At 53.1% G+C, this 15,936-nt stretch carries 12 protein-coding genes; 7 read left to right on the top strand and 5 right to left on the bottom strand.

Features of this window, described 5'->3' with window-relative positions; translation table 11 throughout:
* Positions 1 to 3 precede the first annotated feature (3 nt).
* Both bcsF and bcsG read left to right on the top strand, forming a co-directional pair.
* Positions 4 to 237, top strand: a complete 234-nt coding sequence (gene bcsF / locus EX31_RS06680) for a cellulose biosynthesis protein BcsF (RefSeq protein ID WP_013575460.1) — start codon at positions 4 to 6, stop codon at positions 235 to 237.
* Positions 234 to 1,880 carry a cellulose biosynthesis protein BcsG gene (gene bcsG, locus EX31_RS06675; protein WP_013575459.1) on the top strand — a complete coding sequence of 549 codons (1,647 nt, stop codon included), beginning with the start codon at positions 234 to 236 and terminating at the stop codon, positions 1,878 to 1,880. Before bcsF ends, bcsG begins: the two co-directional genes overlap by 4 nt.
* A 94-nt stretch (positions 1,881 to 1,974) precedes the next feature.
* On the opposite strand, the gene EX31_RS06670 is transcribed toward bcsG, so the two are convergent.
* Complete coding sequence (locus tag EX31_RS06670) at positions 1,975 to 2,673, bottom strand: FadR/GntR family transcriptional regulator (RefSeq protein ID WP_037033972.1); 699 nt, start codon at positions 2,671 to 2,673, stop codon at positions 1,975 to 1,977.
* A 197-nt stretch (positions 2,674 to 2,870) separates the two neighbouring features.
* On the opposite strand from EX31_RS06670, the gene uxuA reads away from it, so the two are divergent.
* Entirely contained in the window at positions 2,871 to 4,055 is a 1,185-nt protein-coding gene (gene uxuA, locus EX31_RS06665) for a mannonate dehydratase (protein ID WP_037033971.1), read from the top strand.
* Between the two features lie 604 nt (positions 4,056 to 4,659).
* On the opposite strand, the gene araC is transcribed toward uxuA, so the two are convergent.
* The 4 genes from araC to EX31_RS06645 all read right to left on the bottom strand — a co-directional run bounded on the left by araC (position 4,660) and on the right by EX31_RS06645 (position 9,551).
* Complete coding sequence (araC, locus tag EX31_RS06660; protein WP_037033970.1) at positions 4,660 to 5,595, bottom strand: arabinose operon transcriptional regulator AraC; 936 nt, start codon at positions 5,593 to 5,595, stop codon at positions 4,660 to 4,662.
* A gap of 176 nt (positions 5,596 to 5,771) precedes the next feature.
* Positions 5,772 to 6,776, bottom strand: coding sequence for an L-arabinose ABC transporter permease AraH (gene araH, locus EX31_RS06655; RefSeq protein WP_013575455.1), 1,005 nt, complete (start codon positions 6,774 to 6,776; stop codon positions 5,772 to 5,774).
* Between the two features lie 18 nt (positions 6,777 to 6,794).
* Entirely contained in the window at positions 6,795 to 8,381 is a 1,587-nt protein-coding gene (gene araG / locus EX31_RS06650) for an L-arabinose ABC transporter ATP-binding protein AraG (RefSeq protein WP_037033969.1), read from the bottom strand.
* 183 nt (positions 8,382 to 8,564) lie between these two features.
* On the bottom strand, positions 8,565 to 9,551 hold the full coding sequence (locus tag EX31_RS06645) for an arabinose ABC transporter substrate-binding protein (RefSeq protein WP_013575452.1): 987 nt from the start codon (positions 9,549 to 9,551) through the stop codon (positions 8,565 to 8,567).
* A 416-nt stretch (positions 9,552 to 9,967) separates the two neighbouring features.
* On the opposite strand from EX31_RS06645, the gene EX31_RS06640 reads away from it, so the two are divergent.
* The 4 genes from EX31_RS06640 to EX31_RS06625 all read left to right on the top strand — a co-directional run bounded on the left by EX31_RS06640 (position 9,968) and on the right by EX31_RS06625 (position 15,919).
* Complete coding sequence (locus EX31_RS06640) at positions 9,968 to 11,647, top strand: ribulokinase (RefSeq protein ID WP_013575451.1); 1,680 nt, start codon at positions 9,968 to 9,970, stop codon at positions 11,645 to 11,647.
* Positions 11,648 to 11,683: 36 nt separating this feature from the next.
* Complete coding sequence (gene araA / locus EX31_RS06635; RefSeq protein ID WP_013575450.1) at positions 11,684 to 13,189, top strand: L-arabinose isomerase; 1,506 nt, start codon at positions 11,684 to 11,686, stop codon at positions 13,187 to 13,189.
* A gap of 762 nt (positions 13,190 to 13,951) precedes the next feature.
* Positions 13,952 to 15,319, top strand: coding sequence for an anaerobic C4-dicarboxylate transporter DcuC (gene dcuC / locus EX31_RS06630; RefSeq protein ID WP_037033967.1), 1,368 nt, complete (start codon positions 13,952 to 13,954; stop codon positions 15,317 to 15,319).
* Positions 15,320 to 15,478: 159 nt separating this feature from the next.
* Positions 15,479 to 15,919, top strand: a complete 441-nt coding sequence (locus tag EX31_RS06625; protein ID WP_037033966.1) for a DUF2569 domain-containing protein — start codon at positions 15,479 to 15,481, stop codon at positions 15,917 to 15,919.
* Positions 15,920 to 15,936 lie beyond the last annotated feature (17 nt).

Raw genomic sequence — 15,936 nt, 5'->3', positions numbered from 1 at the left:
GAGATGGATATTCAGGATATTATCGAAATCTTTATTCTGGCGGCGGTGATTTTTATCCCGCTGGGATATGCCCTGCGTAGCCGTTTGCCGCGCTGGAAAAACCGCTTTGCGACGCGATTTCTGTCGCCGCGTTATTTAACCCCCATGACCATCAGCAGCATCAATAAGAACCGCAAACGCTCCGCTACTTTGCCTGAAACTTCTGCGGCTACAGGAAAATCCAAAACTTCACTATGAACGAATCGCAATCTTCTTCGCCGCGTTTGCGGATCTGGCAATCCTGGCGCGGCCTCGGTGCCTGGAACTATTATTTTTTACTCAAGTTTGTTCTGCTTTCACAGGGTTATCTGAATTTTGATGCCCTGAGCAATGTCGTCTTTGCCGCCGTGTTGCTATTCCCGTTACGTTCGCTGCGCCTGCACCGCTGGAGACAGTGGATTGCCCTGCCTTTCGGGCTGGCGTTGCTGTATCACGATACCTGGCTGCCCGGCTGGCGTTCAATTGTCAATCAGGGGGCGGACGTAGCAGGCTTCAGTTTCAGTTATCTGCTCGAACTGGCCGATCGCTTTATCAACTGGCAGTGGATTGCCATCGGTTTCGCTTTGCTGGTCGGTTATCTGTTTATATCCCAGTGGATCCGGCTGACCACGTTTACCGTCATTGCGCTGCTGTGGCTTAACCTCAGCGGGCTGATCACACCGTTTTTCGCGCATTCGCCGCCACCGGCTATCGCCCAAAATGCCGTAACGACACCGGTGACCGTTGCGCCATCAGCCACTGATAACACCGTGAACGGCCCGCCAACCAATGCCAACCTGAACGCTTATTTAGAGCAGTTCTACCAAAACGAACGGCGTAAGGCGACGAAGTTCCCCGACGCACTTCCTGCCGATGCACAGCCGTTTGACCTGCTGGTGATCAACATCTGTTCGCTGGCCTGGTCAGATCTGGACGCCGTGAATCTTTCGAATTCACCGCTGTGGTCGCGTTTTGATTTTGTTTTCAGCAATTTCAATTCAGCCACAGCCTACAGCGGCCCGGCATCCATCCGCCTGCTGCGCGCCAGTTGCGGTCAGACATCGCATCATGATTTGTATCAGCCTGCCGGTCAGCAGTGTTATCTGTTTGACGATCTCGCGCGTCTGGGCTTCACGCCTCAGCTGGCAATGGACCATACGGGTGTGTTCGGTAATTACATCGGTAACCTGCGTGATGATGCTGACATGAAAGTCCCGCTGATGTCCCAGGCCGGTCTGGGTTATGAGCTGACGTCCTTTGATGGCTCACCAATTTTCAACGACGGACAACTGTTCTCCCGCTGGCTGGAGAATCAGGAGAAAGCCGGTACCGCACGCACCGCAACCTTCTTTAACCTGATTCCGCTGCATGACGGCAACCGTTACGTGGGCAGCAATAAGGGCGCGGATTATCATAACCGTGCGCAAACTCTGCTGAATCAGCTGAATATCTTTATGGATCAGCTGGATAAATCCGGCCGCAAAGTGATGCTGGTGGTGGTGCCTGAACACGGCGCCGCGCTGGTGGGCGACAAGATGCAAATCTCGGGTCTGCGTGATATCCCGAGTCCGGGCATTACCCATATTCCTGTCGGGGTGAAATTCTTTGGGATGCAGGCACCGCACGCGCCATCACCAATGAAAATTGACGGCCAGAGCAGCTATCAGGCGATTTCAGAAATGGTCGCCCGCGCAGTTGATGGCAAAGTGTTTACCAGCCCGACGATGGACTGGAAAACCTTCGGTTCGAACCTGCCACAAACGCCGCTGGTATCTGAAAATGAGAACTCAGTGGTGATGGAATATCAGGGGAAAATCTATATTCGCCTGAATGGCGGGGGATGGGTGCCGTATCCGAGCTGATGCTATTTTGTGGGCTCGCCGCCCACACGGGCAAAACCTTGGGTTGTCACCCAAGGTTTTGATTTAAAGCCGCCTGTGTCCGGCATTGACACTCTCATTCTGCAAATAACTGGTCATACACATGCTGTAAATGCCGGCTCATTCTTGCCTTCGCCCCTGCGCCATCCTGCGCCAGAATCGCGTCTAAAATCCCCTGATGATCGGCATTCATTTCACGGGCAAAATCCACTTCGGTGTAATGACTCTCCAGACGCATAAACCGACGTGAACGACGTTTATCCCACAAATATCCCATCATATCGTGCAGCACTTCGTTGCCGGTCATTTCACTGATCATCATATGGAAACGGCGGTCAGCTTCGAGAAAAGCGTCGTTATTGGCATTCAGTTCGTTTAATTCCCGGGCGATGGCTCTCAGTTTTTCACGCTGCTCTTCGGTGCCGTTAATCGCCGCCAGTTCTGCTGTCATCGATTCATAAACCTGGCGCGCTTTCACCAGCGATTGCAGGCTGAATTCCTCTTCGGTACTTACCGTTTGCACCGCAGGTGTGGCCTGCGGCAACGGGTCGCTGACGTACACGCCGTTGCCGGTACGGATTTCCACCCAGCCAGTGATCTCCAGCGCAATCAATGCCTCACGGATAGATGAACGACTGACGCCAAGTTGTTTAGACAAATCCCGTTCTGACGGGATCATCGCGCCCGGGGCAAACTGCCCGGTATTAATGCAGTTAATCAATACATTAGAAATCTGGCGATACAGCCGTTCAACTTTAAGGGTGGGTAATGCCATTATTTTCTCCGTGTTCATGCTGAATCCCAGATCTGTTATCCCGGTCACATTAATGTTCGGTTTGATGCTGAATCATATGTCGGTCTGATGGCCTGACCAGCAGACCACCTGACCAGGCCGCGCATTAAGATTGAACTTATCACCGGCCCTGCGTCAACTACATTCAGACAGTCAGTTAACAATTTTAAGGAAAACACATGGAACAGACATGGCGTTGGTACGGCCCGAACGATCCGGTTTCACTTGATGATGTGCGTCAGGCTGGCGCAACCGGCGTGGTTACCGCCCTGCACCATATTCCTAACGGTGAAGTCTGGCCGGTAGAAGAGATAAAGAAACGTAAGGCGATAATTGAAGCCAAAGGTCTGGTGTGGTCCGTAGTGGAAAGCATTCCGGTGCATGAGGAAATCAAAACCCGCAGCGGGGATGTTGAAAAGCACATTGCTAACTATCAGCAATCTATCCGTAATCTGGCGGAATGCGGCATCTATACGGTCTGCTATAACTTCATGCCGGTTCTCGACTGGACACGCACGGACCTCGGCTATCTGCTGCCGGACGGTTCACGCGCCCTGCGCTTCGACCATATCGCATTTGCGGCCTTTGAATTGCATCTGCTGAAACGCGAAGGTGCGACGTCTTATTACAGCGCGGATGAGCAAAAACAGGCAGCCGAATACTTTGCGGCGATGACACAGGCGGAGAAAGATCAACTGGTGTCTAACATCATTGCCGGTTTACCGGGTGCGGAAGAAGGCTACACGCTGGACCAGTTCCGTGCGCGTCTGGCGACTTACGACGGTATCGACAAAGCCAAACTGCGCGAAAACATGGCGCATTTCCTGCGCAGCATTGTGCCGGTTGCCGAGCAATGCGGTTTAAGTCTGGCAGTTCACCCGGACGATCCACCGCGCCCTATTCTCGGCCTGCCGCGTATTATCTCCACCATTGAAGATATGCAATGGCTGAAAGAAACCGTCGACAGTATCCACAACGGTTTCTGCTTCTGCACCGGTTCTTACGGCGTGCGTGAAGATAATGACCTGGTGAAAATGATGACCACTTACGCCGACCGCGTGCACTTCATCCATCTGCGCGCCACCCAGCGCGAAGACGTGCCGGAAAGCTTCCATGAAGCCGATCATTTAGATGGTGATGTGGATATGGTGGCGGTTATCAAAGCGATTCTGACGGAAGAACAAACACGTCGCCGCGCTGGCAATCTGCGCGCTATCCCGATGCGTCCGGATCACGGCCATCAGATGCTGGATGATTTGCATAAGAAAACCAATCCGGGGTATTCGGCGATTGGACGTCTGCGGGGACTGGCGGAACTGCGAGGTGTGGAGCGGGCTTTGAAACAAAGCTTCTTTAGCGAATGAATTCGCGCTTCTTAATAACTGAATTGTGAAATTTCGGTTTTTCAATAACGGTTATCACTCGGCCTTTCGCGCCGAAACCGACCAAGAGGGAAAAGTGCTTTTTCCCTCTTGGATCTCCCTTCGCTTTTCAACACGCGCTAACGCTCGCTGGCTATGTTTCAGGTACCACCGCGACAGGCTGGAAAGCTTGCCGCTGCGCGGTGCCTTCATTTCGGGATTGCAGCCTCAGGTCTGCAACCTCTCATTCAGCAAGCTTTCTGAATCGCCCGCACGATCTTAAAATCAACGGCAGATTGTCTTTTATCTTTTAGAAAAGTTGATTGGCGTGATCAAAATTCAGCTGAACGGAGCGGCTTCGAGACCTGTGGCTCGAAGACCGAGAGAAGGTAGTGCGAAGCACCTGGATTTGCGCCACTGACTAATGCACCAGAACATGTCCGTCATACCCGCGATAGCGCGCAGTGAAAAAAGCGCGGAGTCCAGAGGCCCGCGCGTTACCGGGTCTCTGGTCGGTGTGGGCCGACGCCCACGACCTTAAGGCCAGTTTGGGTGGCAACCCAAGGTTTCAAGGCCGCCCCTTTTGCAGCGGCCCACTCTGCAAAACTCAAAAATGATACGCCACGGCATTTTCATGCTCAGGCCACGGATGTGATTTATACGGCTTGGCCGGATAGTTAATCTCCACACTCCGGCGGCGGAAATCACTCGGGCTGACCCCCACCCGTTTACGGAAGACCCGCGAGAAATACAACTGATCGTCATATCCCACCACACGGCCAATCGTCGCGATGGATTCCTGCGTAGTTTGTAATAAGAGTTTGGCGCGGATCACCCGCTGATCTTCGCGCCAGCGCAGGATGTTGATCCCGACCTGTTCGCGGAATAAATGCGCCAGCCGCGATGGTGAGAGGCAAACATGGCGGGCGACTTCATCGATACGCAGCTCACCCGCCAGATTGCCGGTAATAAACTGGCAGGCTTCGATGACACGTGGGTCCATGATTTTCTGCGGACTCTGCGGATCTTCTTCCATGGCACGCAGCAACAGACGTTCCAGCAGATTCATCCCCAGCTCTTCGCAAAAACGTCGCCCCGATTTTTGCGTTTGTTCGATGTTGGCAAACAGACGGTCAAATTCCAGCAACAAGGTATTATTCGGTAAAGAAAGACGCCCGACATCGCGGGTTTTGGTGTGCCATTCCAGCCAGTCTGCCCAGTAGGCGCGCGGGCGGAAATACACCCAGCGATGATACCAGGAGTCGGCGTTGGCAGAACGACTGTAAAGATGGCGGGCTATCGGTGGGAATAACAGCAGATCACCGGGATTGCAGTAGAACGTGTCTTCGCCGTCGAAGACTTTACCCTGCCCCTTCACCGTCAAATTAAGAATGTAGCCTTTCATTCCACCCGGACGGTCGATGGCGAAATCCAGTGGCCCGTCAGCAAGGATAGGTGTCATACCGGCGACCAGATAGGCATTGAAACTGTAACCCGGTAACAGCGGATTTTGCTGCTGATCCTGAATCATACGGTGATACATCGAACCTCCTGAAACTTCACTGGACTATGGACTTTTCATCTATTCTAATCGGCAGTGAAAACGCTGCCAGTAAAGGTTGCTAAATTGTGAACAACCACGCGTTTTTTCGGCATTTAACCCGTAATAGCGTTAAATGCCGCGTGATGATTGCGTGAAAGCGTTATCACAAAACCAGATTAAACGGTCTTTTTCGCTTTCTGTTTGTAGCGGTCGAAGATAACTGCCGCCAGCAGGATCAAGCCACGTACCACATATTGCGAGAACGGAGAAATGTTCAGCAGGTTCATGGCATTTTCCACGGTACCCAGAATGAGGATCCCGGAAACCACATAGGAAATTTTACCGATACCGCCTTTCAGGGAAACGCCACCCAATACGCAGGCAGAGATAACGATCAGCTCGAAGCCCAGTGAGGTCATCGGCTGGCCGCTGGTCATACGTGACGCCAGAATGATCCCCGCCGCCGCTGATACCAGCCCGGACAGCACGAAGATGATGATTTTCGTACGCACCACCGGCACACCGGCCAGACGCGCCGCATCTTCATTACCGCCAATCGCCAGTGTGTTACGCCCGAAGGTGGTTTTGTTCAGCAACAGACCAAAGATGATCAGACAGCCGACCGTCAGCCAGATAGGTGCAGGCAGCCCCAGCCAGTTGGCATAACCGAGGGTGAAGAAACGTTCGTCTTCGATGCCCACCGCTTTACCGTCAGAAATGATGTACGCAAGACCGCGCACAATCTGCATAGTGGCAAGCGTGGTGATCAGCGCATTGATTTTCAGACGGGCGATAACAAAACCGTTGAGCAAACCGGTCAGCATCCCGAGCAGTAAACCGGCAGCAACGCCGATCCACAGGCTTTCGGTCATGTTGATCACCACGGCGGTGGTAACGCCCGCACAGGCAATCACCGATGCAACAGACAGATCGAAGTCACCGGAAGCCAGACAGAACAGCATCCCGCAGGCCACCATGCCGGACATCGAAATCGCCAGCCCCAACCCTTTCATGTTGATGAAAGAACTGAAGTTTGGCACGAAAATGGTACAGGCGATAAACAGCACGGCGAACACCACTAACATGCCGTAACTGTCCCAGATACGCATCAGACCCTGGCCGCCGCGTGAGGCTGCTGAAGGTTGATCCGGTTTGGCTGAATTGGTTGTCATACTCGACATAATATTTTTGCTCCTCAGTCAGGCAGCGTCATGGGCAGAATCAAGAACTGGCGTGCGCAACATAGCGAGCCCCAGCGCTTTTTCTTCGGTGGCGTCGTCATGCAACAGTTCGCCGGAGATTGCGCCTTCGCGCATCACCACCACCCTGTCGGCCAGACCCAGCACTTCCGGTAAATCACTGGACGCAAACAGCACCGCAATGCCTTGTTTTGCCAGTGAATAAATCACATTATAAATTTCATGCTTGGCGCCAACGTCAATACCCCGCGTTGGTTCATCCAGCAAAATGACTTTCATTTCTTCCGACAACCAGCGACCCAGAATGGCTTTTTGCTGATTACCCCCTGAAAGGTTCATGATCAGTTGCTGGTCGCTGGGGGTTTTGATATTCAGCGCATCGATATGTTTACGCGCATTTTTCGCTTCCCAGGCGTTGTTGATCAGGCACCCTGCTTTCACCGTTTTGCGACGGGCGCTGATGTTGATGTTGTCGCGCACCGAGTGCACAGGAATAATGCCGTCAGCTTTGCGGTCTTCCGGGCACAACATGATGCCCTGGCGGATCGCATCTGCCGGTTTACGAATATTCAGCGCTACACCGTCCAGCCGGACGGTACCGCCGGTAATACGCGTACCACCAAATAATCCTTTCATCAGCTCACTGCGCCCTGCACCCACCAGCCCGAACAGGCCGACGATTTCGCCCTGACGTACCGTCAGGCTGATCGGCGTTCTCACGCCCGGTGCTTTCACCTCATCCAGTTCAAGGCGAATTTCGCCGTGCGGACGTGGCGCGTAACCGTAAATGTCATCGAGATTACGGCCAACCATCGCCTGCACCAGCTTGCTGTTATCCACCTGCGTCATGTCGTCAAAGGTGCGAACGTAACGTCCGTCTTTGAAAACGGTGACAGCGTCACTTAATGCAAAGATCTCTTCCATACGGTGTGAGACATATAAAATCACACGTCCTTCCGCCCGTAACTCACGGATAACACGGAACAATTGTTCAATTTCGCGTGCAGAAAGCGAACTGGTAGGTTCATCGAATGCAATAATTTTGGCATTGCGCGCCAGCGCCTTGGCAATTTCCACCATCTGCCACTGGCCGATGGAGAGATATTTCAGCGGTGTATCGGGGTCGATATCCAGCCCGAGATGTTCAAGCTGAAGTTTGGCTTCGTAACGCAGCAATTTACGGTTCACAAAACCGTGTTTGCTCGGCAACTGCCCGAGATAAATGTTCTCTGCTACCGTCATTTCCGGCACCAGATGGAGTTCCTGATAAATGATCGCCACACCGGCATCGAGCGCATCCGTGGTATGGCTGAACGCGACCGGCTGGCCTTTGATATGAATATTGCCCTGGGAAGGCTGATAGTTCCCGCTGAGGATCTTCAGCAGGGTGGATTTCCCCGCTCCGTTTTCGCCCATCAGCGCATGAATTTGTCCGGCGTAACAATTGAATGAAATACCGTCCAGCGCTTTCACGCCCGGAAAAGTTTTGCCAATGTCATGGAATTCCAGATACGGCCTGGCCGCATCAAACTCCGTCAGTGACGGTGTCAGCAAAGGCGTCTTATTATCGAAAGATTGCTGAGTCATAGTGGCTACCTGGAAGTTGAGTAAGTATGGATGCACGCCACTGCAAAGCAGAAAACAGTTCAAACTATTTAAAACTGTCGTCCGTTCTGCAGCAGCGTCTTCTAATGCTCGTTCTCAATCGCATTCCTCTAAATCATTCGGGTTGCAGCCAACGCATCTGCAGCCCGAAGGATGACGAGGAAATTACATTAAGCCTTTCTTCTTCAGCTCTTCTTTGAAGTTGTCGCGGGTAATCAGGACAACATCCGTCACTTCGGTAAATTTCGGTGGTTCAACGCCTTTGGTAACCCATTCATTCAGCATCTGAATACTTTTGTAACCGTGGATATCCGGGCTAGGTAACAGGGAACCGTAGAAGCCAGTCTGGGCGCTTTTTGACAACTCATTCACTGCATCCACACCGTTGATGCCGATGCCGATCACGTTAGCCGCTTTAAAGCCCTGACCTTCGGTTGCACGCACGCCACCCAATACGGTGTTGTCGTTCATGCCGATGATCAGCCAGTTTTTCACTTCAGGATGTTGCACCAGCAGGGAGTTACCGGCATCCAGTGCGCCCGGGATGTCGTTAGATTTAGTCGGGACTTTGTAGATTTGTTTTTCCGGGAAACCGGCAGCTTTCAGTGCCTCCATTGAACCGGAGGTGCGGCGGCGCGCCGTATCGAGTTCATCGGCAGTAATGGCCATCACGCCGGTATCAGCGACTTTCCAGCCACGTTTTTGCATTTCTTTATACAGTTCCTGCCCCTGACGTTCGCCGATTTTGGTCGCGGCCATCATGACTAATGGCACTTCTTCCATTGGCTTGCCTTTGGCATTCACAAACTGGTCATCCACCTGGATCACTTTCATGTCATAGCTGCGCGCTTTCGCCATGATGGCAGGGCCGAGACGCGGATCCGGCGTACAGATGACAAAGCCTTTCGCGCCGTTGGCCGCCAGGCTGTCGATTGCATTCAACGTTTTTTCACCATCCGGCACGGCGATTTTAATGACGTCGAAGTGAAGATCCTTACCGGCTTTATCTGCGAACCGCCATTCAGTCTGGAACCACGGCTCTTCCGGCTGTTTAACCAGGAAGCCCAGCTTCGGATTCTCGGCTGCCATAGCTGAATGTGACATAAGGGCAGCTAACCCGACCGCCGCTAATGCCTTAGTGAATTTATGCATGATGTTCTCCGACTTTTATTGTTGTTTTTCACAATCACAGTCTTAAATCTGGTGGTTTGCCGCAATCGTGAAAACGTTATCAGTAGCGTAAAGAAACAAAGTGAAAGTGCGGCGAAGTCCAGTTTATAGAGGATTTGCGTCACACTCTCTTGTAAGACGGGTTAAGTTTTAGCGGTAATTTTGCAGCGGAATGTAGAGCGCTATCACACGGCGGGAAAACAGCAGGTTTGTGCATAGATATAGCGATTTTAGCCAAACGCTAACATTTGACCAACCTCACAGAAACATCATTGGGAGCAGATTTGTGCATACTTCCAGCTAACGCCTCCTCACTCACTTTTTTGCATCCTCCTACTGTTAGAGCAATTCGATTCGCCGCCGTAATGACTACGGCAAACCTGAAGGAGTGAGAAAGAATGACGCAAGGTGCGATTGCTCTTGGTCTTGATTTTGGCAGCGATTCCGTCCGTGCCCTGGCTGTGGATTGTCAGACCGGTGCCGAGATGGAAACCGATGTGGTTTATTATCCGCGCTGGAATGAAGGTCGCTATTGTGATGCGGCAATAAATCAGTTCCGCCATCACCCGCTCGACTATATAGAGGCAATGGAGCAGGCGATTAAAAACGTTGTGCAACGGCTGGGCAGCGAGCGGGCTGCACGCGTGGTGGGTATCGGCGTCGATTCCACCGGCTCAACCCCGGCTCCTGTCGATGAGGAAGGCAACATTCTGGCGCTGAAAGCGGAATTTGCCGAAAACCCGAACGCCATGTTTGTGCTCTGGAAAGATCACACGGCAATAGAAGAAGCGGAAGAGATCAACCGTCTGTGTCGCAGCGGCGATTTCCCCGACTATTCCCGCTATATCGGCGGCGTTTATTCCTCAGAATGGTTCTGGGCGAAAATCTTGCACGTTTCCCGTGCTGATGCTGCGGTTAAACAAGCAGCCGCGTCATGGGTTGAATTGTGCGACTGGGTGCCCGCCCTGCTTTCCGGCACCACCGCGCCGGACAAAGTGGTGCGCGGACGTTGCAGCGCCGGACACAAAATGCTCTGGCATCCGTCATGGGGCGGCCTGCCACCAAAAGCGTTCTTTGCCGCCCTCGATCCGCTGCTGGTTGAACATCTGCCCTATCCGCTGTTTACCGACACCGTCACCGCCGAACAGGCTGTTGGCACACTGACACCTGAATGGGCAGAACGTCTTGGCTTACCCGCCAGTGTGGTGCTTTCGGGCGGCGCATTCGACTGCCATATGGGGGCAGTCGGCGCGGGCGCACAGCCTTATACGCTGGTCAAAGTGATCGGCACCTCCACCTGCGACATCCTGATCGCCGATAAAGAACGCGTAAACGACCGCGCTATCGCCGGGATCTGCGGACAGGTGGAAGGCAGCGTCGTGCCGGACATGATCGGGATGGAAGCCGGACAATCCGCTTTCGGCGACATGTACGCCTGGTTCAGCCGTCTGCTGAGCTGGCCGCTGATTCAGGCCGCAAAAGCCCATCCGGAAATGGCACCGCAACTGACCAGCCTGCAAAAAAATCTGCTGACCGATCTCACTGTGGCCTGGGCCGCTCATCCGAAACTGGATCATCTGCCGCTGGTGCTCGACTGGTTTAACGGCCGCCGTACACCGTTTGCCAACCAGCGCCTGAAAGGTGTCATTACCGATATCAATCTGGGCACCGAAGCACCTGAACTGTTCGGCGGCTTTATCGCAGCGACCGCTTTTGGCGCGCGCGCCATCATGGAATGTTTCGAACAGCAGGATATCCCGGTGGAAAACGTGCTGACGCTCGGGGGCATCGCGCGTAAATCGCCGGTCATCATGCAGGTTTGCGCCGATGTGATGAACCGTCCGTTGCAAATTGTCGCTTCCGATCAGTGCTGCGCCCTGGGTGCCGCGATTTTCGCCGCCGTCGCTGCCGGGGAGTTCAAAGATGTTCCTGCCGCACAGGAAAAAATGGCCTGCAGCATCGAACGTACGCTGACGCCGGATCCGCAGCGCGTCGCGCAATATCAGCGCCTGTACGAACGTTATCAGCAATGGTGTGCCACGACTGAACCGCTGTTTGCAGCGAAACCGGCGCATTAACCCGTATTTCATCTATCCGATATTCAGGAGTAATAAATGGACGCGTTTAAACATCTCGAAGTGTGGTTCGCCATTGGCAGTCAGCATCTGTACGGTCCGCAGGCATTACGTCAGGTAAAAGAGAACGCCGAGAAGGTGGTCAGTAGCCTGAACAGCGAAGCCGGTTTGCCGATAAAACTGGTGCTCAAACCGCTGGTGACCACGCCGGACGAAATCACCGCATTGTGCCGTGAAGCCAACTATGACAACGCCTGCGTGGGCATCATCACCTGGCTGCATACCTTCTCGCCGGCCAAAATGTGGATTGCCGGGCTGAGCATCCTGCATAAGCCGCTGATGCAGTTCCATACGCAATTCAACGCTGAAATTCCATGGGAAACCATGGACATGGACTTCATGAACCTGAACCAGACCGCGCACGGTGGCCGTGAATTCGGCTTCATCGGTGCCCGTATGCGCCAGCAACACACCGTGGTGGCCGGTCACTGGCAGGACGGTGAATCTCACCGCCGTATCGCCCAGTGGATGCGCGTTGCTGCCGCCAAAAACGAAAGCCAGCACCTGAAAGTGGCACGTTTTGGCGATAACATGCGTGAAGTTGCTGTCACCGAAGGCGATAAAGTCGCCGCCCAAATCCAGTTCGGCTACAGCATCAGTGCCTACGGAATTGGTGATTTGGTCAGCGTAATCAACGAAGTCAGCAAAGGCGACATCGATACGCTGGTGGAAGAATATGAAGCCACCTATCGCCTGACGGATGCGGTAAAAATTAACGGCGAACGTCGTGAAAACCTGCTGGATGCTGCCAAAATTGAACTTGGTATGACCCGTTTCCTCGAACAAGGTAAATTCGGGGCATTCACGACCAACTTTGAAGATCTGCACGGCATGAAACAACTGCCCGGGCTGGCAGTCCAGCGTCTGATGCAGAAAGGCTACGGCTTTGGTGGCGAAGGTGACTGGAAAACGTCTGCCCTGCTGCGCATCATGAAAGTCATGGCCAGCGGTCTGAAAGGCGGCACTTCTTTCATGGAGGATTACACCTACCACTTCAAACCAGGCAGTGATCTGGTGGTGGGCTCGCACATGCTGGAAGTGTGTCCGTCGATTGCCAAAGAAGAGAAGCCGCTGCTTGATGCGCAATATCTCGGCATAGGCGGTAAAGCGGATCCGGCGCGTCTGATTTTCTCCACACCGGCAGGTCCGGCGGTCAATGCCAGCGTCATCGACATGGGCGACCGCTTCCGTCTGCTGGTCAATCTGGTGGATACCATCGAACAGCCACACCCGCTGCCAAAACTGCCGGTTGCGCGCGCTATCTGGAAAGCCCAGCCATCACTGGCAACAGCGGCAGAAGCGTGGATCCTCGGCGGCGGCGCGCACCATACCGTGTTCTCACAGGCACTGGATATTGACGCGCTGCGGTTATATGCAGAATTTTCCGGGATTGAATTGCTGGTGATCGATAACGACACGACGTTGCCGGACTTCAAGAATCAGATCCGGTGGAATGAGGTGTATTACAAGCTTTGCAGTCGCTGATTTGTTTGCAGAAGGCCGCTGCAATGGCGGCTTACACTGCTAAAGCGAGTTAGCGTAAATTTCGGTTTCTTACGTGCGGTGATCACTTAACGCGCTGCGCCGAAACCGCCCAAAAGGGGAAAGTGCTTTTCCCCTTTTGGATTTCCCCACGCTTTTTCAACACGCGCTCCGCTCGCTGGCTATGTTTCAGTTGCCGCGGTGACAGGCTGGAAATCTTGCCGCTACGCGGTACCTTCATTTCGGGATTGCAGCCTCAGGTCTGCAACCTCTCATTCAGCAAGCTTTCTGAACCGCCCGCACGATCTTAAATTCAAAGACAGAATGTTGTGATCTTTTAGAAAAGTGGATTGGCGTGATCAAAAATGGCACCGAATGAATGGTTCGAGACCTTAGGCTCGAAGCCTGAAATTCGGGAATCGCGCAGCGATGACATTTTGCGCCACTCTCCAATGTACCGGAACATGTCCGTCGTACCTGCGATAGCGCGCAGTGAAAAAAGCGCGGAGTCCAGAGGCCCGCGCGTTACCGGGTCTCTGGTCGGTGTGGGCCGACGCCCACGGTTTTGAACTTGAACTTGAACTTGAACTTGAACTTGAAGTTTGTTTTAAACACCCCTCCTGATGCCCGTTAAGCATCACAAATTTAAATATTCCCCGCTTTTTCATCACCCATAATTGATAAGCGTCATAACGCCCGGTGAACTATTTCGGCAAAGTGCCCGCCTTTCACTTGGATCCAAATTTAATCTCGGGGAATACAATAATGCTGGAATTACTGATCGGGCTGGTAGTCGCCGTCTTTGTCGGCCGCTATATCATTAAAGGCTATTCACCCACCGGCGTTCTGATGGTCGGCGGCTTATTATTGCTGATTATCAGCGCCATCATGGGTCACAGCATTCTGCCGGAAGGCACCAAAAGTACCGGCTGGAATGCGACAGATATCGTTGAGTACGTCAAAATTCTGCTGATGAGCCGCGGTGGCGATCTGGGGATGATGATCATGATGCTGTGCGGTTTCGCAGCCTATATGACCCATATTGGTGCCAACGATGTGGTCGTCAAACTGGCGTCGCGCCCGTTACAGATGATCAATTCACCGTACATTCTGATGGTTGCGGCGTATATTCTGGCGTGTCTGATGTCCCTGGCCGTGTCTTCGGCGACCGGTCTGGGCGTGTTACTGATGGCAACGTTGTTCCCGATTATGGTCAATGTCGGCATCAGCCGTGGCGCGGCGGCGGCGATTTGTGCGTCTCCTGCGGCGATCATTCTTTCCCCTACCTCAGGTGATGTGGTGCTGGCGGCGCAGGCGGCGAATATGCCGCTGGTGGATTTTGCCTTTAAAGTCACCCTGCCGATTTCGATTGCTGCCATCGCGGCGATGGCGGTCGCGCACTTCTTCTGGCAACGCTATCTGGATAAACGCGATACCTCCGTGCTGGCAGATGCTGTCGATTCCAATGCTGACGATGTCATTGAAACCAATGCTCCGGCTTTCTACGCTATTTTGCCTTTCACGCCGATTATCGGTGTGCTGATTTTTGACGGTAAATGGGGACCCAATCTGCATATCATCACCATTCTGGTGATTTGTATGTTACTGACCGCCCTGATTGAAACCGTGCGTAACCGTAACGGCAAAGCGGTATTCGCCGGACTGGACGTGGCTTATCGCGGCATGGCGGATGCATTCGCCAACGTGGTGATGCTGCTGGTCACGGCGGGCGTGTTTGCTCAGGGGCTGAGCACCGTCGGGTTCATCAGCAGCCTGATAGGACTGGCGCAAAACTTTGGCTCCGGCAGCATCGTCATGATGCTGGTGCTGGTAGTCATCACCGTGCTCGCCGCCATGACCACTGGCTCCGGTAATGCTTCGTTTTACGCCTTCGTCGAACTTATCCCAAAACTGGCCGCGAAAATGGGCATCAACCCGGAATATCTGGTCATCCCGATGTTGCAGGCATCCAACCTGGGTCGCACTATTTCCCCTGTTTCGGGCGTCATAGTGGCCGTGGCCGGTATGGCAAAAATATCGCCTTTCGAAGTCGTCAAACGCACGTCCGTTCCCGTGCTGGTTGGCCTGATTGTGGTAATTGTCGCCACCGAAATTCTGGTGCCGGTGCATTAAAGCCTTTCTATTTAAATCCCCTTCCTGAGCGAAGGGGATCATTGATCACATAAATACGATAACGAGAATGCCTCTCACAGGTTAAGCTACTGCGCCTTGAAGGTCGGGGAAGTTTCCCTGTGCTGATTTGATAGCAAAACCAGCGTGAGAAAAGCTTTTATGTTGAATAATCCGGGTTATAAACGTATTGGCGGGTGGCTACTGGCCCCGATGGCGTATCTGATTGTGACGCTGCTGAGCGTGGTATTAATGCTGTTTCTGTTTTCAATGGCGTTATTTATGCCGGAATCGCGCGAATATCTCATCACCAACTCTCAGGCATTTACCCTGCAATGGTATTTCTCGGTGGTGACCACGTTAGCGATGGGGTTATTTACCGTCGCGGTATTGCTGCAATTCTGTAAGCGCGCCAGAGTGTTACCCAAAATGTATATTATCTGGTTATTGTGCACAGTACTTCTGGCGGTAAAAGCCTTTGCATTCTCACCGGTTACCGATGATTTGGCCGTGCGTAACTTATTGTTACCTTTATTGGCCGCCGCCGTCTTTGTGCCTTATTTCAAGCGCTCACTGCGGGTAAAAGAAACCTTCACGGAATAACCCTGAGGTTTTTAATG

This window comes from Rahnella sp. WP5 (assembly GCF_000745615.1).
Taxonomy (GTDB): domain Bacteria; phylum Pseudomonadota; class Gammaproteobacteria; order Enterobacterales; family Enterobacteriaceae; genus Rahnella; species Rahnella aceris.
The sequence above is the reverse complement of the archived record's forward strand: the minus strand, read 5'-3'. Positions and strand labels throughout refer to the sequence as shown.

Coding starts and splice junctions, on each gene's coding strand:
- dcuC (WP_037033967.1), top strand. CDS start 13,952: ATGCTGGAATTACTGATCGGGCTGGTAGTCGCCGTCTTTGTCGGCCGC.
- araA (WP_013575450.1), top strand. CDS start 11,684: ATGGACGCGTTTAAACATCTCGAAGTGTGGTTCGCCATTGGCAGTCAG.
- araG (WP_037033969.1), bottom strand. CDS start 8,381: ATGACTCAGCAATCTTTCGATAATAAGACGCCTTTGCTGACACCGTCA.
- EX31_RS06645 (WP_013575452.1), bottom strand. CDS start 9,551: ATGCATAAATTCACTAAGGCATTAGCGGCGGTCGGGTTAGCTGCCCTT.
- araC (WP_037033970.1), bottom strand. CDS start 5,595: ATGTATCACCGTATGATTCAGGATCAGCAGCAAAATCCGCTGTTACCG.
- araH (WP_013575455.1), bottom strand. CDS start 6,776: ATGTCGAGTATGACAACCAATTCAGCCAAACCGGATCAACCTTCAGCA.
- EX31_RS06670 (WP_037033972.1), bottom strand. CDS start 2,673: ATGGCATTACCCACCCTTAAAGTTGAACGGCTGTATCGCCAGATTTCT.
- EX31_RS06625 (WP_037033966.1), top strand. CDS start 15,479: ATGTTGAATAATCCGGGTTATAAACGTATTGGCGGGTGGCTACTGGCC.
- uxuA (WP_037033971.1), top strand. CDS start 2,871: ATGGAACAGACATGGCGTTGGTACGGCCCGAACGATCCGGTTTCACTT.
- EX31_RS06640 (WP_013575451.1), top strand. CDS start 9,968: ATGACGCAAGGTGCGATTGCTCTTGGTCTTGATTTTGGCAGCGATTCC.
- bcsG (WP_013575459.1), top strand. CDS start 234: ATGAACGAATCGCAATCTTCTTCGCCGCGTTTGCGGATCTGGCAATCC.
- bcsF (WP_013575460.1), top strand. CDS start 4: ATGGATATTCAGGATATTATCGAAATCTTTATTCTGGCGGCGGTGATT.